This window comes from Streptomyces sp. YJ-C3, from assembly GCF_053891275.1.
Genome location: NZ_CM132685.1, coordinates 1,922,119 through 1,937,308, shown reverse-complemented (window position 1 = coordinate 1,937,308; position 15,190 = coordinate 1,922,119). Strand labels below are relative to the sequence as shown.

Sequence of the window (15,190 nt, the reverse complement as noted above, 5' to 3'; positions counted from 1 at the left end):
GCTCAGCCGCCGGTGAGCTGGGCGAACTTCTCCTCGAACGAGGTCTCTTCCTTGGCGGTCAGCGAGCGGAAGCCGTGCGCCTTGGCCGCCATCGCCTTGTCGGGGACGATGAGGGGGTCGTTCGCGACGTCCTTGTCGATCTTCGCGAGTTCCGGCTTGACGACGCCGGTGTCGAGCGGGGTGACGTAGTTGATCCAGGCGGCGAGTTCGGCGCCGACGGCGGGCTCGTAGTAGTAGTCGATGAGCTTCTCGGCGTTCGTCTTGTGCCGCGCCTTGTTCGGGACCAGCAGGTTGTCGGTCGACGAGATGTAACCGGCGTCCGGGATCGCGAACTTGACGTGCGGGTTGTCCGCCTGGAGCTGGACCACGTCACCGGCCCAGGCGAGACAGGCCGCCAGGTCGCCCTTGCTGAGGTCGGCTATGTAGTCGTTGCCGGTGAAGCGGCGCACCTGCTTCTTGTCGACGGCCTTCTGGACGCGGGCGATCGCCGCGTCGAAGTCGTCGGCCTTGAAGTCGCGCGGGTCCTTGCCCATGTCGATCAGCGTCATGCCGATGGTGTCGCGCATCTCCGAGAGCAGGCCGACCCGGCCCTTGAGCTGGGGGTCGTCGAGGAGCTGCGAGACCGAGGTGATCTCTTTGCCGCCGGTGGCCTTCGTGTTGTACGCGATGACCGTCGAGATGCCCGTCCAGGGGTAGGAGTAGGCGCGGCCCGGGTCCCAGTCGGGGTTGCGGAACTGGGCGGACAGGTTGGTGTACGCGTGCGGCAGGTTGGCCGGGTCGAGCTTCTGCACCCAGCCGTAGCGGATGAGGCGGGCGGCCAGCCAGTCGGTGAGGACCATGATGTCGCGGCCGGTGTCCTGGCCCGCGGCGAGCTGCGGCTTGACCTTGCCGAAGAACTCGACGTTGTCGTTGATGTCCTCGGTGTACTTGACCCGGATCCCGGTGCGCTTGGTGAACGCGTCCAGGGTGGGCCGGTGCTTCTCGTCGTCGCTCATGTCGATGTACTCGGTCCAGTTGGAGAAGTTGATCGTCTTCTCCTTGGCCGAGTGGTCCTCGGACGAGATGCCGCCCTGCGACGTGCTCGCGGCCGGGATGCCGCAGCCGCTCAGCGCCCCGAGGCCGCCGACGGCGAGCGCGCCGCCCGCCGAGGCGCGCAGCAGCGAACGGCGGGACAGGGCGGCCCTGCCATTCCGGAAACTCCGCCGCACAGCCGCCACTTGGGCCGGGGACAGGCGGTCGGGCTCGTACTGCTCCATGCGCGTGGTGCCCTTTCGGGAGGCCCTTACGGGAGGTGGGGCGGCCGCTGGTCGGGCGGCCTGGTTTCTATCGGTCCCCGAAGATCGTGCGGTGCCAGTCCTTCCTGGCGACCGCGGTGTTGTCGAACATGACGTGCTTGATCTGCGTGTACTCCTCGAAGGAGTAGGCGGACATGTCCTTGCCGAAGCCGGACGCCTTGTAGCCGCCGTGCGGCATCTCGCTGAGGATCGGGATGTGGTCGTTGATCCAGACGCAGCCCGCCTTGATCTCGCGGGTGGCGCGGTTCGCCCGGAACACGTTGGTCGACCAGGCCGAGGCGGCGAGGCCGTAGGGGGTGTCGTTGGCGAGCCGGATGCCCTCGTCGTCGCTGTCGAAGGGCAGCACCACCAGGACGGGCCCGAAGATCTCGGACTGCACGATCTCGCTGTCCTGCGCGGCGTCGGCGATGAGGGTGGGCCGGTAGTAGGCGCCGTCGGCGAGGGCGCCGCCGGGGGCCTCGCCGCCGGTGACCACGCGCGCGTAGCCGCGGGCGCGGTCCACGAAGCCGGCGACGCGGTCGCGCTGGGCGTGCGAGATGAGCGGGCCGAGGTCGGTGTCCTCGGCGAACGGGTCACCGAGGCGGATCGTCCCCATCAGGTCCGCGACGCCCGACACGAAGGCGTCGTAGAGGGGGCGCTGCACGTACGCGCGCGTGGCGGCGGTGCAGTCCTGCCCGGTGTTGATGAGGGCGCCCGCGACGGCGCCGTGCACCGCGGCCTCCAGGTCGGCGTCGTCGAACACGACGAACGGGGCCTTGCCGCCGAGCTCCAGGTGCAGCCGCTTCACGGTGGCGGTGGCGACCTCGGCGACGCGCTTGCCGACGCCGGTGGAGCCGGTGAAGGAGGTCATGGCGACGTCCGGGTGTCCGACGAGGTGCTCGCCCGCGTCCCGGCCCGCCCCGGAGACGACGTTGACCACGCCGTCGGGGAGTCCGGCCTCGGTGGCGCACTGCGCGAAGAGCAGCGAGGTGAACGGGGTCAGTTCGGCGGGCTTGAGGACGATGGTGTTCCCGGCGGCGATGGCCGGCAGCACCTTCCAGGCGGCCATCTGGAGCGGGTAGTTCCAGGGGGCGATGGAGCCGACGACGCCGATGGGCTCACGGCGTACGTACGAGGTGTGGTCCCCGCTGTACTCGCCCGCAGACTGGCCCTGCAGATGCCGGGCGGCGCCCGCGAAGAAGGCGGTGTTGTCGACGGTGCCCGGGACGTCGAACTCGCGGCTCAGCTTGATGGGCTTGCCGCACTGCAGCGACTCGAGCCGCGCGAACTCCTCGGCCCGCTCGTCCAGCACGCCCGCGAACCGGTGCATCGCGTCGGACCGCTCGCCGGGGGTCGCCCCGGCCCAGCCGGGGAAGGCGTCGCGGGCGGCGGCGACGGCGGCGTCCACGTCCTGCGTGCCCGCGAGCTCGTACGTGTACACGTCCTTGCCGGTGGCCGGGTCGACGACGGAGTGGGTCCGGCCCGAGGTGCCCTTGACCAGACGTCCTGCGATGAAGTTCGCCCCGTCGGCGAAGCGCTCCTGCGCGGCGGCGGCGACGGCTTCGGCCCGGATGGGGTCGGCCGGGGTGGGGTTGTGCATGAGTGCTCGCTCTCGCTCTCCTGCGCCGGCGGCCCGTCCCGCAGGGGCCGGCGTGGCTCCAGCTCGATTTGAGTGCCGATCCTGACAGAGCTGTAGTACGTCAACAAGTGATTCCGTTGTTGCCTTTTGGTTACGCGACGGAATCTGTCGACCAGGTGTCGAGTCCCCCTGGAAAACCCAGGACGGAGTGTCCGTGGTGCGTGCCAGACTCGCGTGCATGGAGATCATGGGGGACGAGATGGAGATCGACAGCAGGGAATCGCTGGTGGCGGCCCTGGCCGCGGGAGCACGGGTGAAGTATCTGCACTTCTGGGGGCACGCACCGCGCAAGGACGGTGAGCTGGGGGCGAGTTGCCTGAGTCAGTGGTGGCCTTCGCCGTTCACCGTGGACGGCGTGGAGTACGCGACGGCGGAGCACTGGATGATGGCGGCGAAGGCCCGGCTGTTCGGTGACCGGGACGCCGAGCGGCGCGCGGTGGCCGCGGGGCATCCGTCCGAGGCGAAGAAGGCGGGCCGCCTGGTGCGGGGCTTCGACGACGCGGTGTGGCAGCGGGAGCGGTTCCGGATCGTCGTGGCGGGCAGCGTCCACAAGTTCGCCGCGGACCCGGCCCTGCGGGACTTTCTGCTGGGCACGGGCGAGCGCGTGCTGGTGGAGGCGAGTCCGGTGGACCGGATCTGGGGCATCGGGCTGGCCGCGGACGACGCGGCGGCGCAGGATCCGCGCACCTGGCGCGGGCCGAACCTGCTGGGGTTCGCGCTCATGGAGGCGCGGCGGCGGCTCGCGGCGCAGCCGGCCTGACCGGCGCGCGGGCCCGGGGCGGCGCCCCGGGCCCGGTTCTCGGCCGTGCGGTCAGGCGTTGACCGCGACCAGCAGCACGATGAATCCGATGCCGACGACCAGTCCGAACGAGCCGCAGATGATCCCGGTCAGGGCCTGTCCCGGGTTGGTCGCCTCGCCGCGCCCGGCCTTGCCCCGGCCGATGATGCCGAAGACGATGCCGAGGATGCCGGTGATGATGGCGAGCGGCCACATCAGGCACAGCACGGCGGAGACGATGCCGGTCACCATGCCGGCGACCCCGATGCCGTTGCTCGGCTGCGCGGGCATCCCGCCCGGCCAGCCGTACTGGGGAGCGGCGCCGTACGGCGCGGGCTGCTGCGCCGGGTACCCGTACTGCGGGCCGCTCTGGTAGCTGCCGTACGACGGCAGGCCCGGGCCGGCGGGCGAGACCGGCGGGGGCGGCACCGGACCTCCCTGCTGCACGGGCGGCGCCCCGTACGGCGACTGGGGCGGCTGCGGTGCCTGGGGCGGTTGTGGCGCCTGCGGGGGCTGCGGGGGCTGCGGTACCTGGTGGGCCGGCATCGCCGTCACCGTCTGGCTGTCGTGCAGGCCGCGGGCCTCCTGGGCCTTCGGCTGCTGCTGTGCTGCCGCGTCCTGCGGCGCGGCCCAGGGGTCGTTCCCCTGCGGTGTGGTGCCGCCTGCCATGTGAAGCGCCCCCTTAGTTCGTGCGTCCCGACATGCTACGGGGCCCGTGGCCCGGGCTCCCCGGCGGCCGGGATCCCGCCCGGCCGCGCCCGGGACGCGCCCGCATACGATGCCGGGGACCCCGATCAGCCGATCACCCGAGTTCCTGGGGAGGAATCCGTGAGCCAGCGCCTGCAGACCTTTGTCGCCGGACTGCCGAAAGCAGAACTCCACGTCCATCACGTGGGCTCCGCCTCACCCAGGATCGTGGCGGCGCTCGCCGCCCGGCACCCCGACTCCCAGGTGCCCACCGACCCCGAGGCCCTCGCGGACTTCTTCACGTTCCGGGACTTCGCGCACTTCATCACCGTGTACCTGTCCGTGGTCGACCTGATCCGGACGCCGGAGGACGTCCGGCTCCTCACGTACGAGGTGGCCCGCGACATGGCCCGGCAGAACGTGCGCTACGCCGAGCTCACCATCACCCCGTACTCCTCGACCCGCCGCGGCATCGACGCCCGGGGGTTCATGGACGCCGTCGAGGACGCCCGCAAGGCCGCCGAGTCGGAGTTCGGCACGGTGCTGCGCTGGTGCTTCGACATCCCGGGCGAGGCGGGCCTGGAGTCGGCCGAGGAGACGGTGCGGCTCGCGACGGACGACGCGCTGCGCCCGGAGGGCCTGGTGTCGTTCGGGCTCGGCGGCCCCGAGATCGGCGTGCCCCGGCCGCAGTTCAAGCCGTACTTCGACCGCGCGATCGCGGCGGGCCTGCACTCCGTACCGCACGCCGGCGAGACGACCGGGCCCGGGACGGTGTGGGACGCGCTGACCTACCTGGGCGCCGAGCGCATCGGGCACGGCACCTCCAGCGCCCAGGACCCGAAGCTGCTCGCGCACCTCGCCGAGCACGGCATCCCGCTGGAGGTGTGCCCGACGTCGAACATCGCGACGCGCGCGGTGGCCACCCTCGACGAGCACCCCCTGAAGCAGTTCGTGGACGCGGGCGTGACCGTCACGATCAACTCGGACGACCCGCCGATGTTCGCCACGGACCTCAACAACGAGTACGCGGTCGCCGCCCGTCTCCTCGATCTCGACGAGCGGGGGCTTGCCGAGCTCGCGAAGAACGCGGTGCGCGTCTCCTTCCTCGACGAGCCCGGCAAGGCCCGGATCGCCGCGGAGATCGACGCGTACACGGAGGCCTGGCTCGCCGACGCGTAACACCCGGCGGTCCGGCCGCACCCACCACAATGGGGCCATGCGCACCGTGACTGCCGTGGCCCATCGAGGCGACCCCTACCGTGTCCGCGAGAACACCCTCCCGTCCCTGCGCTCCGCGCTGGACCGGGGCGCGGACGCGGTGGAGATCGACGTCCGTCTGACCCGCGACGGCGTGCCCGTGCTGCTGCACGACGCGACGCTCGAGCGGCTGTGGGAGCACGACCGCCCGCTGTCCGCGCTCTCCGCCGACGAGGTGCGCGGGCTGACGGCGGGCGGGGTGCCGACGCTGGCCGAGGGGCTGAAGGCGACGGACGGCGCCCGGGTGATGGTCGACCTGCCGGGTGCGACCGCCCGGGCGGTCCGCACCGTCGTCGGCGCGATCCGCGACTGCGGCGCCGAGGACCGCGTCTACTACTGCGCGGGCGCCGAGACGATGCTCAAGGTGCGCGCCGCGGATCCGTCCGCCGAGATCGCCCTGACCTGGACGACGCTGGCCCCGCCGCGTCCCGCCCTGCTGGACGCGGTCCGCCCGCGCTGGCTCAACTACCGCTTCCCGCTGGTGAGCCGGGAGCTTGTGGCCCGCGTCCACCGCGGCGGACACCTCGTCTCGGTGTGGACCCCGGACACGAAGCGGTCGATGCGACGGCTGCTCGACGCCGGCGTCGACTCGGTCACGACGAACCGGATCGACGTCCTGACGGCACTGCGCGACGCCTGAGACGCCGGCACTCCCCTAGGGGACGGGCACGGCGCGGACCAGGGTCCGGATCGTCCTTCGCGACGACCTCCCGCGGTCGGGCGCCGCCCAGGATGGTGCGGGTCGGCCCAGCCGGGTCAACTCCCCCACCAGGAGGCTCCCTTGAAGCGTCGTGCCGCCCTCGCCCTGTCCGCATCGCTCGCCCTCGGCGCGGTCGCGGTGCCGCTCGCCGCGGTCCCGGCGCAGGCCCGCCCGGCCGTGGCCGCACCCGCGCCCGGCACCCCGGACGCCAGGGCTCTGGCGGCGGCCGTCGCGGGGCTGCCCGACGCCGACGCCACCGCCGCGCTCGTCCGGGTCGGCGGCAGCGGCGGCTCCTGGCACGGGGCGGGCGGGGTGCACGATCTGGGCTCGGGGCGGGCCGCCGACGAGCACGGCCGCTTCCGGGCCGGGTCGACGACCAAGGTGGTCACGGCCGCCGCGGTGCTGCGGCTCGCCGCGGACGGCAGGATCGGCCTGGACGCCCCGGTGCAGCGCTACCTCCCGGCGCTCTTCCGCGGTACCGCCTTCCACCGGCCGGTCTCCGTACGGCAGTTGCTCAACCACACCAGCGGCATCCAGCCCGGCGACGGCTGGGGCGACACGTTCGCCGACCAGTACGCGCACCGCTTCGACGTCCTCACGCCCGAGCGGGTGGCCGCCTCCGCGCTCGCCAAGGGTCCGGAGTTCCGGCCGGGCCGGCAGCAGCACTACCTGAACATCAACTACACGCTGCTCGGCCTGCTGATCGAGCGGGTGACGGGACGCTCGTACGCGGACGTGGCGACGCGGCTCGTGCTGCGCCCCGCCGGGATGCGCGACACGTCCTTCCCGGGTGACGACCCGGTCATCCACGGTCCGCACAACCGCGGATACCAGCTCGTGGAGGGCGAGTTCGTCGACGTCACGGACTGGGCGCAGGGCGACCGGCAGGCGGCGGGCGACATGATCTCGACGACGGCCGACCTGGAGCGCCTGCTGACCGCGCTGTTCCGGGGGCGGATCGTGCCCGCGCCGCAGCTGCGGGAGATGTTCACCGTGCCGTCCGGCATCAAGGGCGCGACGATGAGCGCGGGCCTGCAGCGCATCGAGTTCGACGGCACGGTGTTCTGGGCCAAGACCGGTTCCCGCTACGGGTACGCGACGGCCGTCGCGGCGACCCGCGATCTGTCCAGGACCGTCGTCTACTCCGTCAACGCCACGGACGCGAAGGGCGAGGAGATGAATCCCGTGGCCCAGCGCATCGTCATGGCCGCCGTGGCGAACAGCTGACCGGACGGGGCACGTCAGCGGCGGGCGGTCAGCCGCCGCGCCACCCCGTGCGAGACGACCGTCGCCGCGGCCGCCCACGCGCCCCCGCGACGGTGGCCCGCTCAGCCGACTCCGGCGGCATCGAGCAGGACGACGACGGTCGGCACCACCAGGCCGGCCGGCGAGTCGGCCCCGATCCCCGCGCGGGCGCTCGCCCCGTCGAAGACCAGCATCAACTGGCGGGCGAGCAGCTCCGGGTCGGCCGCACCGCCGCGCTCCGCCTCGTCGCGGAAGAAGCCGGCCAGGTCCGCCTTGACGCGGCGCGCCACCCGGCTGGCGGGGTGCTCCTCGTCCTTGAGCTCGACCTGGACCGCCAGGAAGGGGCAGCCCCGGTACGTGTCGGCGGAGGCCGCCTCCTCCACCTGTCCGAAGACGTACAGGATCCGCTCGCGCGGGGTGCGGGCGTCGCCCTCGGCGGGCCGGAGCCGCTCGGCGAATCCGGGGGCGCGCCGCTTCAGGCTCTCGGCGAGCAGTTCGTCCTTGCTCTCGAAGAGCTGGTACATCGAGCGCTTGGAGACGCCGGCCGCCTTGCACAGCTCCGCGATGCCGACGCCGACGCCTTCGCGGTAGGCGAGCGCGGCGGCCGCGTCGAGCAGCCGGTCGCGGGAGCTGGGCTTCGCCTCTGTGGTCATGGTGCGAGATTACGCGGGACGGCTACCGCGCCAGCTGCGGGTACAGCGCGGCGAGGTCCCCGGACAGGCCCGCCTTCACCTGCCGTGACACGTCGTCCGCGAGCACCTCGTACGCGCCCGACGCGACCCCGTCGAGAGCGGCGGCGGCCACGGCCCGCGCGTCGGACTTCGGGGCGTCGATTCCGGCGGTGAGGTCGGTGTCGACATAGCCGACGTGCAGCCCGGTGACCTCGATGCCGCGCGGCCGCAGCTCCAGGCGCAGGGAGTTGGTCTGCGACCAGAGCGCGGCCTTGGAGGCGCTGTAGGAGTCCGCGACGCCGAGCCAGGAGAGCACGGAGTGGACGTTGAGGAGGTGGCCGCCGCCGTTGGCCTCGATGACCGGCACGAAGGCGCGGGTGACGAGCAGCGGCCCGTAGAAGTTGGTCTCGAACTCGCGGCGCACGTCCTCGACGGGCGAGCCGATGAAGGACGCCTTCACCGAGGCGCCCGCGTTGTTGACCAGCACGGTGACGTCGGGCGCCTGGGCGGCCGCGGCCGCGACGGACGCCGGGTCGGTGACCTCCAGGGCGAGCGGTACGGCGTCGGGGTGGGTCACGGTGCGCGGGTCGCGGGCCGTCGCGTAGACCTTGGCGGCGCCGCGCGCGTACAGCTCCTCGACCAGCGCGGCTCCGATGCCGCGGCTGCCGCCGGTGACGAGCGCGACGGCGTTCTTGAGGTCGGTCATGGCGTACTCCAAGCAGGGATCCGACAATGGGAAACCGATCGGTTTCCAGTAGCGTAAACCGATCGGTTTCCAATCTCAAGCGGGCCTACGTCCCCGTGAGCGCGGTCACCAGCTCGTCCAGGCCACCGACCCGCAGGTCGAAGGTGTCGGACGCCCCCGGCGGATCCCCGACCGGCCGCTCGACGTAGGCGGTCCGCATGCCCACCGCCTGCGCGCCGCGCAGGTCCCAGGCGTGGGCGGCGACCATCAGCACGCGCTCCGGCGGACAGCCCGCCGCGTCGAGCGCGAGCCGGTAGACCTCCGGCGCGGGCTTGTAGGCGCGAGCGTCCTCGGCGGACAGCGCCAGATGCCAGCGGAGCCCGGCGTGCGCGTCGAGGCGGAGCAGTGTCACGCGCCCGGCGTTCGAGAGCCCCAGGACGGGCAGGCTCCGCGCGAGGCGCGCGAGTGCGTCGACGGAGTCGGCCCAGGGATCCAGGCGCCGGCTCGCCGTGGCCAGCCGTTCGACGGCGACGGGGTCGGTGAGCCCGGCGCGGCCGGCGACGCGGCGGGCCGCCTCGCGATCGATGACCTCGCTGTTGGCGTAGGCCCGGCCGCCGTCCTCGATGCGCCGCTGCTCGTGCTCCACGTGTTCCTGCCACACGGTGAGCAGGGAATCGACGGACGCCGCATCGGCGTCGGGCACCGCCTCGCGGACGGCCGCCAGGAGCCCGCCCGGCTCGTCGACCATCGTGCCGAGGACGTCGAAGACGACGGCCTCGATGTCACCTGTCCCGGACATCCGGTCTCCTGTCTGGTTCGTTCCGGCAGTGAGTTCGCCGAAGAGCTTGTTCGCCGCGTCCGAGGTGAACTGGCGCTGCAGTTCCACTCGGGCGATCCGCTTGCGGAACTCGCCCTCGTGGCCGGTGAAGCCGGCGTTGTGCATCATGTCGGTGATCCAGGTCGCGAACGCCTGGTAGTTCCAGATGTGGGGCAGGCAGGTCTGCGAGTAGCTGTCGAGAAGACCGGCGTCGCCCTCTGCGCAGCAGAAGGCTGCCGAGCGTCAGGCCGGCGACACCCGCGCCGATGAGGACGACGGCCGCGTGTTCGCGTGATGCCGTCATGGGTGAGCGAGCCTCCGAGCTCGAAGCGGTGGACGGACGCGCGGAGGACGCGAACGACGGTGTGCCGCCCGGGTGGTGCGGCGTTCGGACACCACTGTGAAACCGGGCGGGACCTGCGGACCACCGGCGATCGGACAGCGCATGCCGGAAAGCCGCCAAGCTCATCCGTGGTTGCGCAGGTCCGCCTGATAGCGGCCGGGAGTCTGGCCGACGACCTCGGTGAAGGCAGCGATGAAGCTGGACGGGTTGGACCAGCCGCAGGCCACCGCGGTCTCGGTGACGGACAGCCCGTCGGCGAGGTGGGCCAGGGCGTGATGGATGCGCAGGGTGGTGCGCCACCGGTGGAAGCTCATGCCGAGTTCCGTGTGGAACAGGCGGCTCAGGGTCCGCTCGCTCGCGCCCACCGTCCGCCCCAGCTGCGCCAGGGTGGCGGGACGCGCGGGGTCCTCGTGCAGCAGGCCCGTGGCGGCGCGCAGCCTGTCGTCGTCGGCTTCGGGCAGATGCAGGGAGTGCTCGGCGGCGTCGGCGAGTTCGTCCACGATCACGGTGAGCAGTCGCCGGTGGGCGCCGGGACGCCTCTCCGGCCGGTCGGTCAACGCCAGGATCGCCTCGCGCAGCAGGGGGCTCACCGCGAAGACGCTGGAACGGTCCACGAGCCCGGCGCACAGGTCGACCGGGACGGCGAGGAGGCGGACGTCGGTGCGCCCGTAGAAGCGGTGGGAGTGGGCGAACCGCGGCGGCGTCCAGGTGACCCGGCTGGCCGGGGCGACCCAGGTCCCGCGCTCCGTCGCGGTGGCCAGCGCGCCCGCGGCGGCGTAGACGATCTGCCCCTGGGCATGCGAGGAGGGTCGAGCCGGTAACCGTGCGGCAGCCACGCGCCGCCCTGCAGGGGTGCCTCGTCGGACTCAGAGGACGGTGTCGCGGTGTGGCGGGTTTCCGGCATCACACGCCAGATCACTGGTGGATCGAGGAACCCGGTGGAGCCCACAGTGGCCTCATGAGCATGGGAGTGGGCATGAGCACGAAGGGCGAGTCCCCCCTGGCGTGCGCGGGCGGGCCCACCGCTGTGCTCCGCCCGTGCGTCATGCCCGGCGCGGGTATCCGGGCACGCCTGTCGCTCGGATCAGTCCCTGATTCCGGCGAGGGCCTGCGTGTACTGCTCGTCGGTGACGGGCTCCAGCCATGTGGTGCCGTCGCCCGCACCGTCGCCGATGACCATGGCGATGTGCGCCATGAGCGTGGTGTCGGTACCTCCGTGCCAATGCTCCTCACCGGCCGGGCACTTGACGATCTGTCCGGCGCTGACACGCACGACGCTGCCGTCGCGGGTACCGACCAGGCCGATGCCGTCGGTGATGTAGAGGGTCTGCCCGTTGGCGTGGCGGTGCCAGTCGGTCCGGGCGCCGGGGGTGAAGCGGACCAGAGCGGCGGCCAGGCGGGCGGGCTCGGCCGGGGTCTCGATCATGTTGAGGTAGACGTCGCCGGTGAACCGCTCGGCCGGGGCCTTGGCCGTGGGGGTCGAGGTGATGTGCTCCATGCTGATCTTCCTTGTCGTTCGTGGACGCTGCGGGGCGGGGTGGGTTCAGGACGCGTCGCGCTGCGTCGTTGGTGACGTCGGCGCGCCTGGGGCGTCAAGGCTTGAGGAGGGTCTTGATGGCGCGGCGCTCGTCCATCGCCCGGTAGCCCTCGGCGACCTGCTCCAGGGGCAGGGTGAGGTCGAAGACCTTGCCCGGGTCGATGCGGCCCGTCCGGACCAGCTCGATGAGGTCGGGCAGGTAGCGGCGCACGGGCGCCGGGCCACCGCGCAGGCCGACGTGGGAGAAGAACAGCTCCTGCCCGTCGACGGCGACCTCGTGCGGGACGCCGACGAAGCCGACGTTGCCGCCGGGGCGGGCCGAGTGCAGGGCCTGCCGCATGGCCTGGGCGGTGCCGACGCACTCCAGCACGCTGTCGGCACCGATGCCGCCGGTCAGTTCCTTGATCCGCTCGATGCCCTCGTCGCCGCGCTCGGTGACGATGTCGGTGGCGCCGAACGCGCGGGCCAGCTTCTGGCGGGATTCGTGACGGGACATGGCGATGATGCGCTCCGCGCCCCTCTCCTTGGCGGCGATCACCGCGCACAGGCCCACCGCGCCGTCACCGACGACGACGGCCGTGGAGCCGGGCTTCACCTCGGCGGCGTCCGCGGCCCACCAGCCGGTGCCCATGACGTCGGAGACGGCCAGCAGGCTCGGCCACAGCTCCTCGCCCGGGATCTCGTCGGTGGCCACCAGGGTGCCCTGGGCGTTGGGGATGCGCACGTAGTCGGCCTGGCAGGTGCTCATGAACTCGCGGTGCAGGCAGCTGGACTGAAAGCCGTTCCTGCAGTTGGCGCAGGTGTTGTCCGAGGTCGCGAAGGAGCCGACGACGAACTGGCCCGGCTCGACCGCGGTGACCTCGGAGCCGACCTCCTCCACGAAGCCGACGTACTCATGGCCCATCGGGTGCGGCTCGTCCGTGGGCTCCAGACCGCGGTAGGGCCACAGGTCCGAGCCGCACACACAGGTGACGGCGGTGCGGATGACCGCGTCCGTCGGCTGGAGGATCTTCGGGTCCTCCAGGGTCTCGAAACGGATGTCGCCGGGGGCGTGGATCACGGCTCCGCGCATGAGAGGGCTCCTTACGTACGGGGGCGTACGCCGGACGGGTGAGTGGGCGACGCCGGACAGGGGGCGCACCGGCCGCAGCGGAGGTGAGCCGTCCGGCCGGGCATGGAGTCCTCGCCAGTCGTCGCACGACGGGCGAGGAGCACCACGTCTTCCAGGAAACCGGCACTTCGCGCACGGAGCGAGTCACCGTCAAGGGGTGTACCGGCAGTACATCCCTCAGCTCGCGTTCCGGACGTACCGTCGAGGTGTGGACAACCATGAAGAGGTCCGCGAGTTCCTGACCTCGCGGCGCGCGAAGATCGGCCCGGAGCAGGCCGGGCTGCCCTCCGGCAGCCGACGGCGCGTGCCCGGCCTGCGCAGGAGCGAGGTCGCCGCTCTCGCCGACATGAGCGTCGAGTACTACGCCAAGCTCGAACGCGGGAACCTCGCCGGAGTCTCCCCGGCCGTCCTGGAAGCCGTCGCCCGCGCGCTCCAGCTCGACGACGCCGAACGTGCCCACCTGCTGAACCTCGCCCAGGCCGCCGACGGCTCCGACGCCCTCACCCGCCCCCGCCGCCGCGCCGCCCGGCAGTGGACGCCGCACCGCAGCCTGCAATGGACCCTGGACGCCATCACCGCCGGCCCCGCCTTCGTCCGCAACGGCCGCCTGGACATCCTCGCCGCCAACCCGCTCGCCCGGGCCTTCTACGCGGACGTCTACGCCTCGCGGCACAACCAGGCGAACCTGGCCCGTTTCAACTTTCTGGACCCGTCCTCACGCCGCTTCTACCCGGACTGGGACCTCTTCGCCGACATCGCCGTCGCCATCCTGCGCACCGAGGCCGGCCGCAACCCCCACGACAAGGAACTGCACGACCTCGTAGGCGAGTTGTCGACCCGCAGCGATGAATTCCGCACCCGCTGGGGCGCCCACAACGTCCGCCACCACGGCACCGGCACCAAACGCTTCCACCACCAGGCCGTCGGCGACCTCACCCTTGCCTTCGAAGGACTCGAGATGGCCGCCGAACCCGGACTCACCCTCACCATCTACACCGCCGAACCCGGCTCGCCCTCCGAAGAGGGCCTGCGCCTGCTCGCCTCCTGGGCCGCCACGCAGGAGACCGACGCCGACGCGGAACGAGCCGGATGACCTGCGGGTACTCGACGACAGCGTGCCGACGGGCACCCGCGGGGGCGTCTCGTCACAGGACGGGCAGGTCCCGGCTCACAACCCTGCGATGGCGTTCCACCGCTTCGCGAACTGCGTGCGCTCCGACGACCTGATGTCCCGCGCGATCGCGAGCCGCGCGCGCATCCTGTCGTCGGGGAAGATCAGCGGGTCCTCGGCGAGTTCGGCCGTCTCCTTGTCCTTGGAGGAGGCCAGGACGTCCTTGGCGGCCGGGACCGGGCAGACGTAGTTGACCCACGCCGCGAGCTCGGCGGCGACCTCGGGCGCGTAGTAGTAGTCGATCAGGCGCTCGGCGTTGGCCTTGTGGTCGGCGAGGTTGGGGATCATCAGGGATTCGGCCCACAGCTCGGCGCCCTCCTCGGGGACGACGAACTCGATGTCCGGATCGTCGGCCTGGAGCTGGATGACGTCACCGCTGTAGGCCTGGCAGGCGAGGACGTCACCGCTCGACAGGTCCTTGATGTAGTCGTTGCCGGTGAAGCGGCGGATGTGCTTCGTGCGCACGAGCTTCTCGACCTGGTCGCAGACCTGGTGGAAGTCGTCGGCGGTCCACTTGGTGATGTCGACGCCGTTGCCCTGCATGAGCAGCGCGAAGGACTCGTCGAGTCCGGAGAGCAGGGTGACCCGGCCCTTGAGGTCGGCGGCCCACAGGTCGGAGACGTGCTTGATCTCGCGGCCGAGCCGGCGCTTGTTGTACGCGATGCCGGTGATGCCGGACTGCCACGGCACGGTGTACTTGCGGCCGGGGTCGAAGGCCGGCGAACGCAGCAGCGGATCGAGGTACTCGGTGACGTTCGGCTGGCGCGCGCGGTCCATTTCCTGGACCCAGCCGAGGCGGACGAAGCGGGAGCACATCCAGTCGGAGATGACGATGAGGTCGCGGCCGGTCTTCTGGTGGTTCATCAGCGACGGGCTGATCTTGCCGAAGAACTCGTCGTTGTCGTTGATCTCCTCGGTGTACTTGACCTGGATGCCGGTCCGCTTCTCGAACGCGTCCAGCGTCGGCCGCTTCGACGGGTTGTCGTCGTCGACGTCGATGTAGAGCGGCCAGTTCGCCCAGGTGAGGCGCTTGTCGCCGGACGAGAGGTCCTTGGCCGCGCGGTCGCCGGGCGCCACGTAGGCGGCGGGCACCCCGCACCCCGTCGCGAGGGCGCCGACCGCCGCGGCGCCGGCACCACCGCCGAGGGCGCGCAGCAGGGAACGGCGGGTGACCTGGGAGGTGACACGGTTGGCTCGCACGCAGTGCAGGATGCCGCCGCTGTCCGGCCCCGGGCAATGGACGCTGCGTCGAGCGGCGCGGCCCCCGGCCGACAC

The 15,190-nt window shown here is 72.0% G+C and carries 14 protein-coding genes and 1 pseudogene; 5 read left to right on the top strand and 10 right to left on the bottom strand.

The features are described 5' to 3' along the window. Positions 1 to 2: 2 nt before the first annotated feature. Both ACVHNB_RS08685 and ACVHNB_RS08680 read right to left on the bottom strand, forming a co-directional pair. On the bottom strand, positions 3 to 1,256 hold the full coding sequence (locus ACVHNB_RS08685; protein WP_428951984.1) for a polyamine ABC transporter substrate-binding protein: 1,254 nt from the start codon (positions 1,254 to 1,256) through the stop codon (positions 3 to 5). 67 nt (positions 1,257 to 1,323) lie between these two features. After that, the gene (locus ACVHNB_RS08680; RefSeq protein ID WP_456227747.1) at positions 1,324 to 2,874 is read right to left on the bottom strand and encodes a gamma-aminobutyraldehyde dehydrogenase; all 1,551 of its coding nucleotides are present in this window, start codon (positions 2,872 to 2,874) and stop codon (positions 1,324 to 1,326) included. 217 nt (positions 2,875 to 3,091) lie between these two features. On the opposite strand from ACVHNB_RS08680, the gene ACVHNB_RS08675 reads away from it, so the two are divergent. Further along, positions 3,092 to 3,673 carry an NADAR family protein gene (locus ACVHNB_RS08675; RefSeq protein ID WP_428951986.1) on the top strand — a complete coding sequence of 194 codons (582 nt, stop codon included), beginning with the start codon at positions 3,092 to 3,094 and terminating at the stop codon, positions 3,671 to 3,673. A gap of 51 nt (positions 3,674 to 3,724) precedes the next feature. On the opposite strand, the gene ACVHNB_RS08670 is transcribed toward ACVHNB_RS08675, so the two are convergent. Further along, positions 3,725 to 4,360 (bottom strand): DUF4190 domain-containing protein, encoded by a 636-nt coding sequence (locus tag ACVHNB_RS08670; protein WP_456227746.1) that lies wholly within the window; start codon positions 4,358 to 4,360, stop codon positions 3,725 to 3,727. A 132-nt stretch (positions 4,361 to 4,492) separates the two neighbouring features. Here ACVHNB_RS08670 and ACVHNB_RS08665 point away from each other — a divergent pair, with 132 nt between their 5' ends. The 3 genes from ACVHNB_RS08665 (at position 4,493) to ACVHNB_RS08655 (ending at position 7,562) form a co-directional block, all read left to right on the top strand. Further along, positions 4,493 to 5,557, top strand: a complete 1,065-nt coding sequence (locus ACVHNB_RS08665) for an adenosine deaminase (protein WP_428957525.1) — start codon at positions 4,493 to 4,495, stop codon at positions 5,555 to 5,557. Between the two features lie 37 nt (positions 5,558 to 5,594). Continuing rightward, positions 5,595 to 6,275: a glycerophosphodiester phosphodiesterase gene (locus tag ACVHNB_RS08660; protein WP_428951988.1), complete on the top strand. Its 681-nt coding sequence runs from the start codon at positions 5,595 to 5,597 to the stop codon at positions 6,273 to 6,275. A gap of 141 nt (positions 6,276 to 6,416) precedes the next feature. Then, positions 6,417 to 7,562 carry a serine hydrolase domain-containing protein gene (locus ACVHNB_RS08655; protein ID WP_428951989.1) on the top strand — a complete coding sequence of 382 codons (1,146 nt, stop codon included), beginning with the start codon at positions 6,417 to 6,419 and terminating at the stop codon, positions 7,560 to 7,562. A gap of 101 nt (positions 7,563 to 7,663) precedes the next feature. Here ACVHNB_RS08655 and ACVHNB_RS08650 read toward each other — a convergent pair whose 3' ends face one another. From ACVHNB_RS08650 to ACVHNB_RS08625, 6 genes and pseudogenes are all read right to left on the bottom strand, one after another. Continuing rightward, entirely contained in the window at positions 7,664 to 8,233 is a 570-nt protein-coding gene (locus ACVHNB_RS08650) for a TetR/AcrR family transcriptional regulator (protein ID WP_456227745.1), read from the bottom strand. A 22-nt stretch (positions 8,234 to 8,255) separates the two neighbouring features. Beyond that, positions 8,256 to 8,957, bottom strand: a complete 702-nt coding sequence (locus ACVHNB_RS08645) for an SDR family oxidoreductase (protein WP_456227744.1) — start codon at positions 8,955 to 8,957, stop codon at positions 8,256 to 8,258. An 85-nt stretch (positions 8,958 to 9,042) separates the two neighbouring features. Next, positions 9,043 to 9,735 (bottom strand): haloacid dehalogenase type II, encoded by a 693-nt coding sequence (locus tag ACVHNB_RS08640; protein WP_456228857.1) that lies wholly within the window; start codon positions 9,733 to 9,735, stop codon positions 9,043 to 9,045. A gap of 483 nt (positions 9,736 to 10,218) precedes the next feature. Then, a pseudogene (locus tag ACVHNB_RS08635) lies at positions 10,219 to 11,000 on the bottom strand (helix-turn-helix domain-containing protein). A gap of 180 nt (positions 11,001 to 11,180) precedes the next feature. After that, positions 11,181 to 11,594: a (R)-mandelonitrile lyase gene (locus ACVHNB_RS08630; RefSeq protein WP_428951992.1), complete on the bottom strand. Its 414-nt coding sequence runs from the start codon at positions 11,592 to 11,594 to the stop codon at positions 11,181 to 11,183. Positions 11,595 to 11,688: 94 nt separating this feature from the next. Beyond that, positions 11,689 to 12,705, bottom strand: a complete 1,017-nt coding sequence (locus ACVHNB_RS08625) for a zinc-dependent alcohol dehydrogenase family protein (protein WP_456227743.1) — start codon at positions 12,703 to 12,705, stop codon at positions 11,689 to 11,691. A 247-nt stretch (positions 12,706 to 12,952) separates the two neighbouring features. On the opposite strand from ACVHNB_RS08625, the gene ACVHNB_RS08620 reads away from it, so the two are divergent. Continuing rightward, a complete protein-coding gene (locus tag ACVHNB_RS08620; RefSeq protein ID WP_456227742.1) occupies positions 12,953 to 13,837 on the top strand; it encodes a helix-turn-helix transcriptional regulator in 885 nt (294 codons plus the stop codon). Positions 13,838 to 13,912: 75 nt separating this feature from the next. Here ACVHNB_RS08620 and ACVHNB_RS08615 read toward each other — a convergent pair whose 3' ends face one another. After that, complete coding sequence (locus ACVHNB_RS08615) at positions 13,913 to 15,115, bottom strand: polyamine ABC transporter substrate-binding protein (protein WP_428951995.1); 1,203 nt, start codon at positions 15,113 to 15,115, stop codon at positions 13,913 to 13,915. Between the last annotated feature and the right edge of the window lie 75 nt (positions 15,116 to 15,190).

Excerpts from the sequence above, each read along its gene's own strand:
- ACVHNB_RS08670 (WP_456227746.1), bottom strand. The coding sequence starts at position 4,360 with ATGGCAGGCGGCACCACACCGCAGGGGAACGACCCCTGGGCCGCGCCG.
- ACVHNB_RS08645 (WP_456227744.1), bottom strand. The coding sequence starts at position 8,957 with ATGACCGACCTCAAGAACGCCGTCGCGCTCGTCACCGGCGGCAGCCGC.
- ACVHNB_RS08630 (WP_428951992.1), bottom strand. The coding sequence starts at position 11,594 with ATGGAGCACATCACCTCGACCCCCACGGCCAAGGCCCCGGCCGAGCGG.
- ACVHNB_RS08640 (WP_456228857.1), bottom strand. The coding sequence starts at position 9,735 with ATGTCCGGGACAGGTGACATCGAGGCCGTCGTCTTCGACGTCCTCGGC.
- ACVHNB_RS08650 (WP_456227745.1), bottom strand. The coding sequence starts at position 8,233 with ATGACCACAGAGGCGAAGCCCAGCTCCCGCGACCGGCTGCTCGACGCG.
- ACVHNB_RS08685 (WP_428951984.1), bottom strand. The coding sequence starts at position 1,256 with ATGGAGCAGTACGAGCCCGACCGCCTGTCCCCGGCCCAAGTGGCGGCT.
- ACVHNB_RS08660 (WP_428951988.1), top strand. The coding sequence starts at position 5,595 with ATGCGCACCGTGACTGCCGTGGCCCATCGAGGCGACCCCTACCGTGTC.
- ACVHNB_RS08680 (WP_456227747.1), bottom strand. The coding sequence starts at position 2,874 with ATGCACAACCCCACCCCGGCCGACCCCATCCGGGCCGAAGCCGTCGCC.
- ACVHNB_RS08675 (WP_428951986.1), top strand. The coding sequence starts at position 3,092 with ATGGAGATCATGGGGGACGAGATGGAGATCGACAGCAGGGAATCGCTG.
- ACVHNB_RS08625 (WP_456227743.1), bottom strand. The coding sequence starts at position 12,705 with ATGCGCGGAGCCGTGATCCACGCCCCCGGCGACATCCGTTTCGAGACC.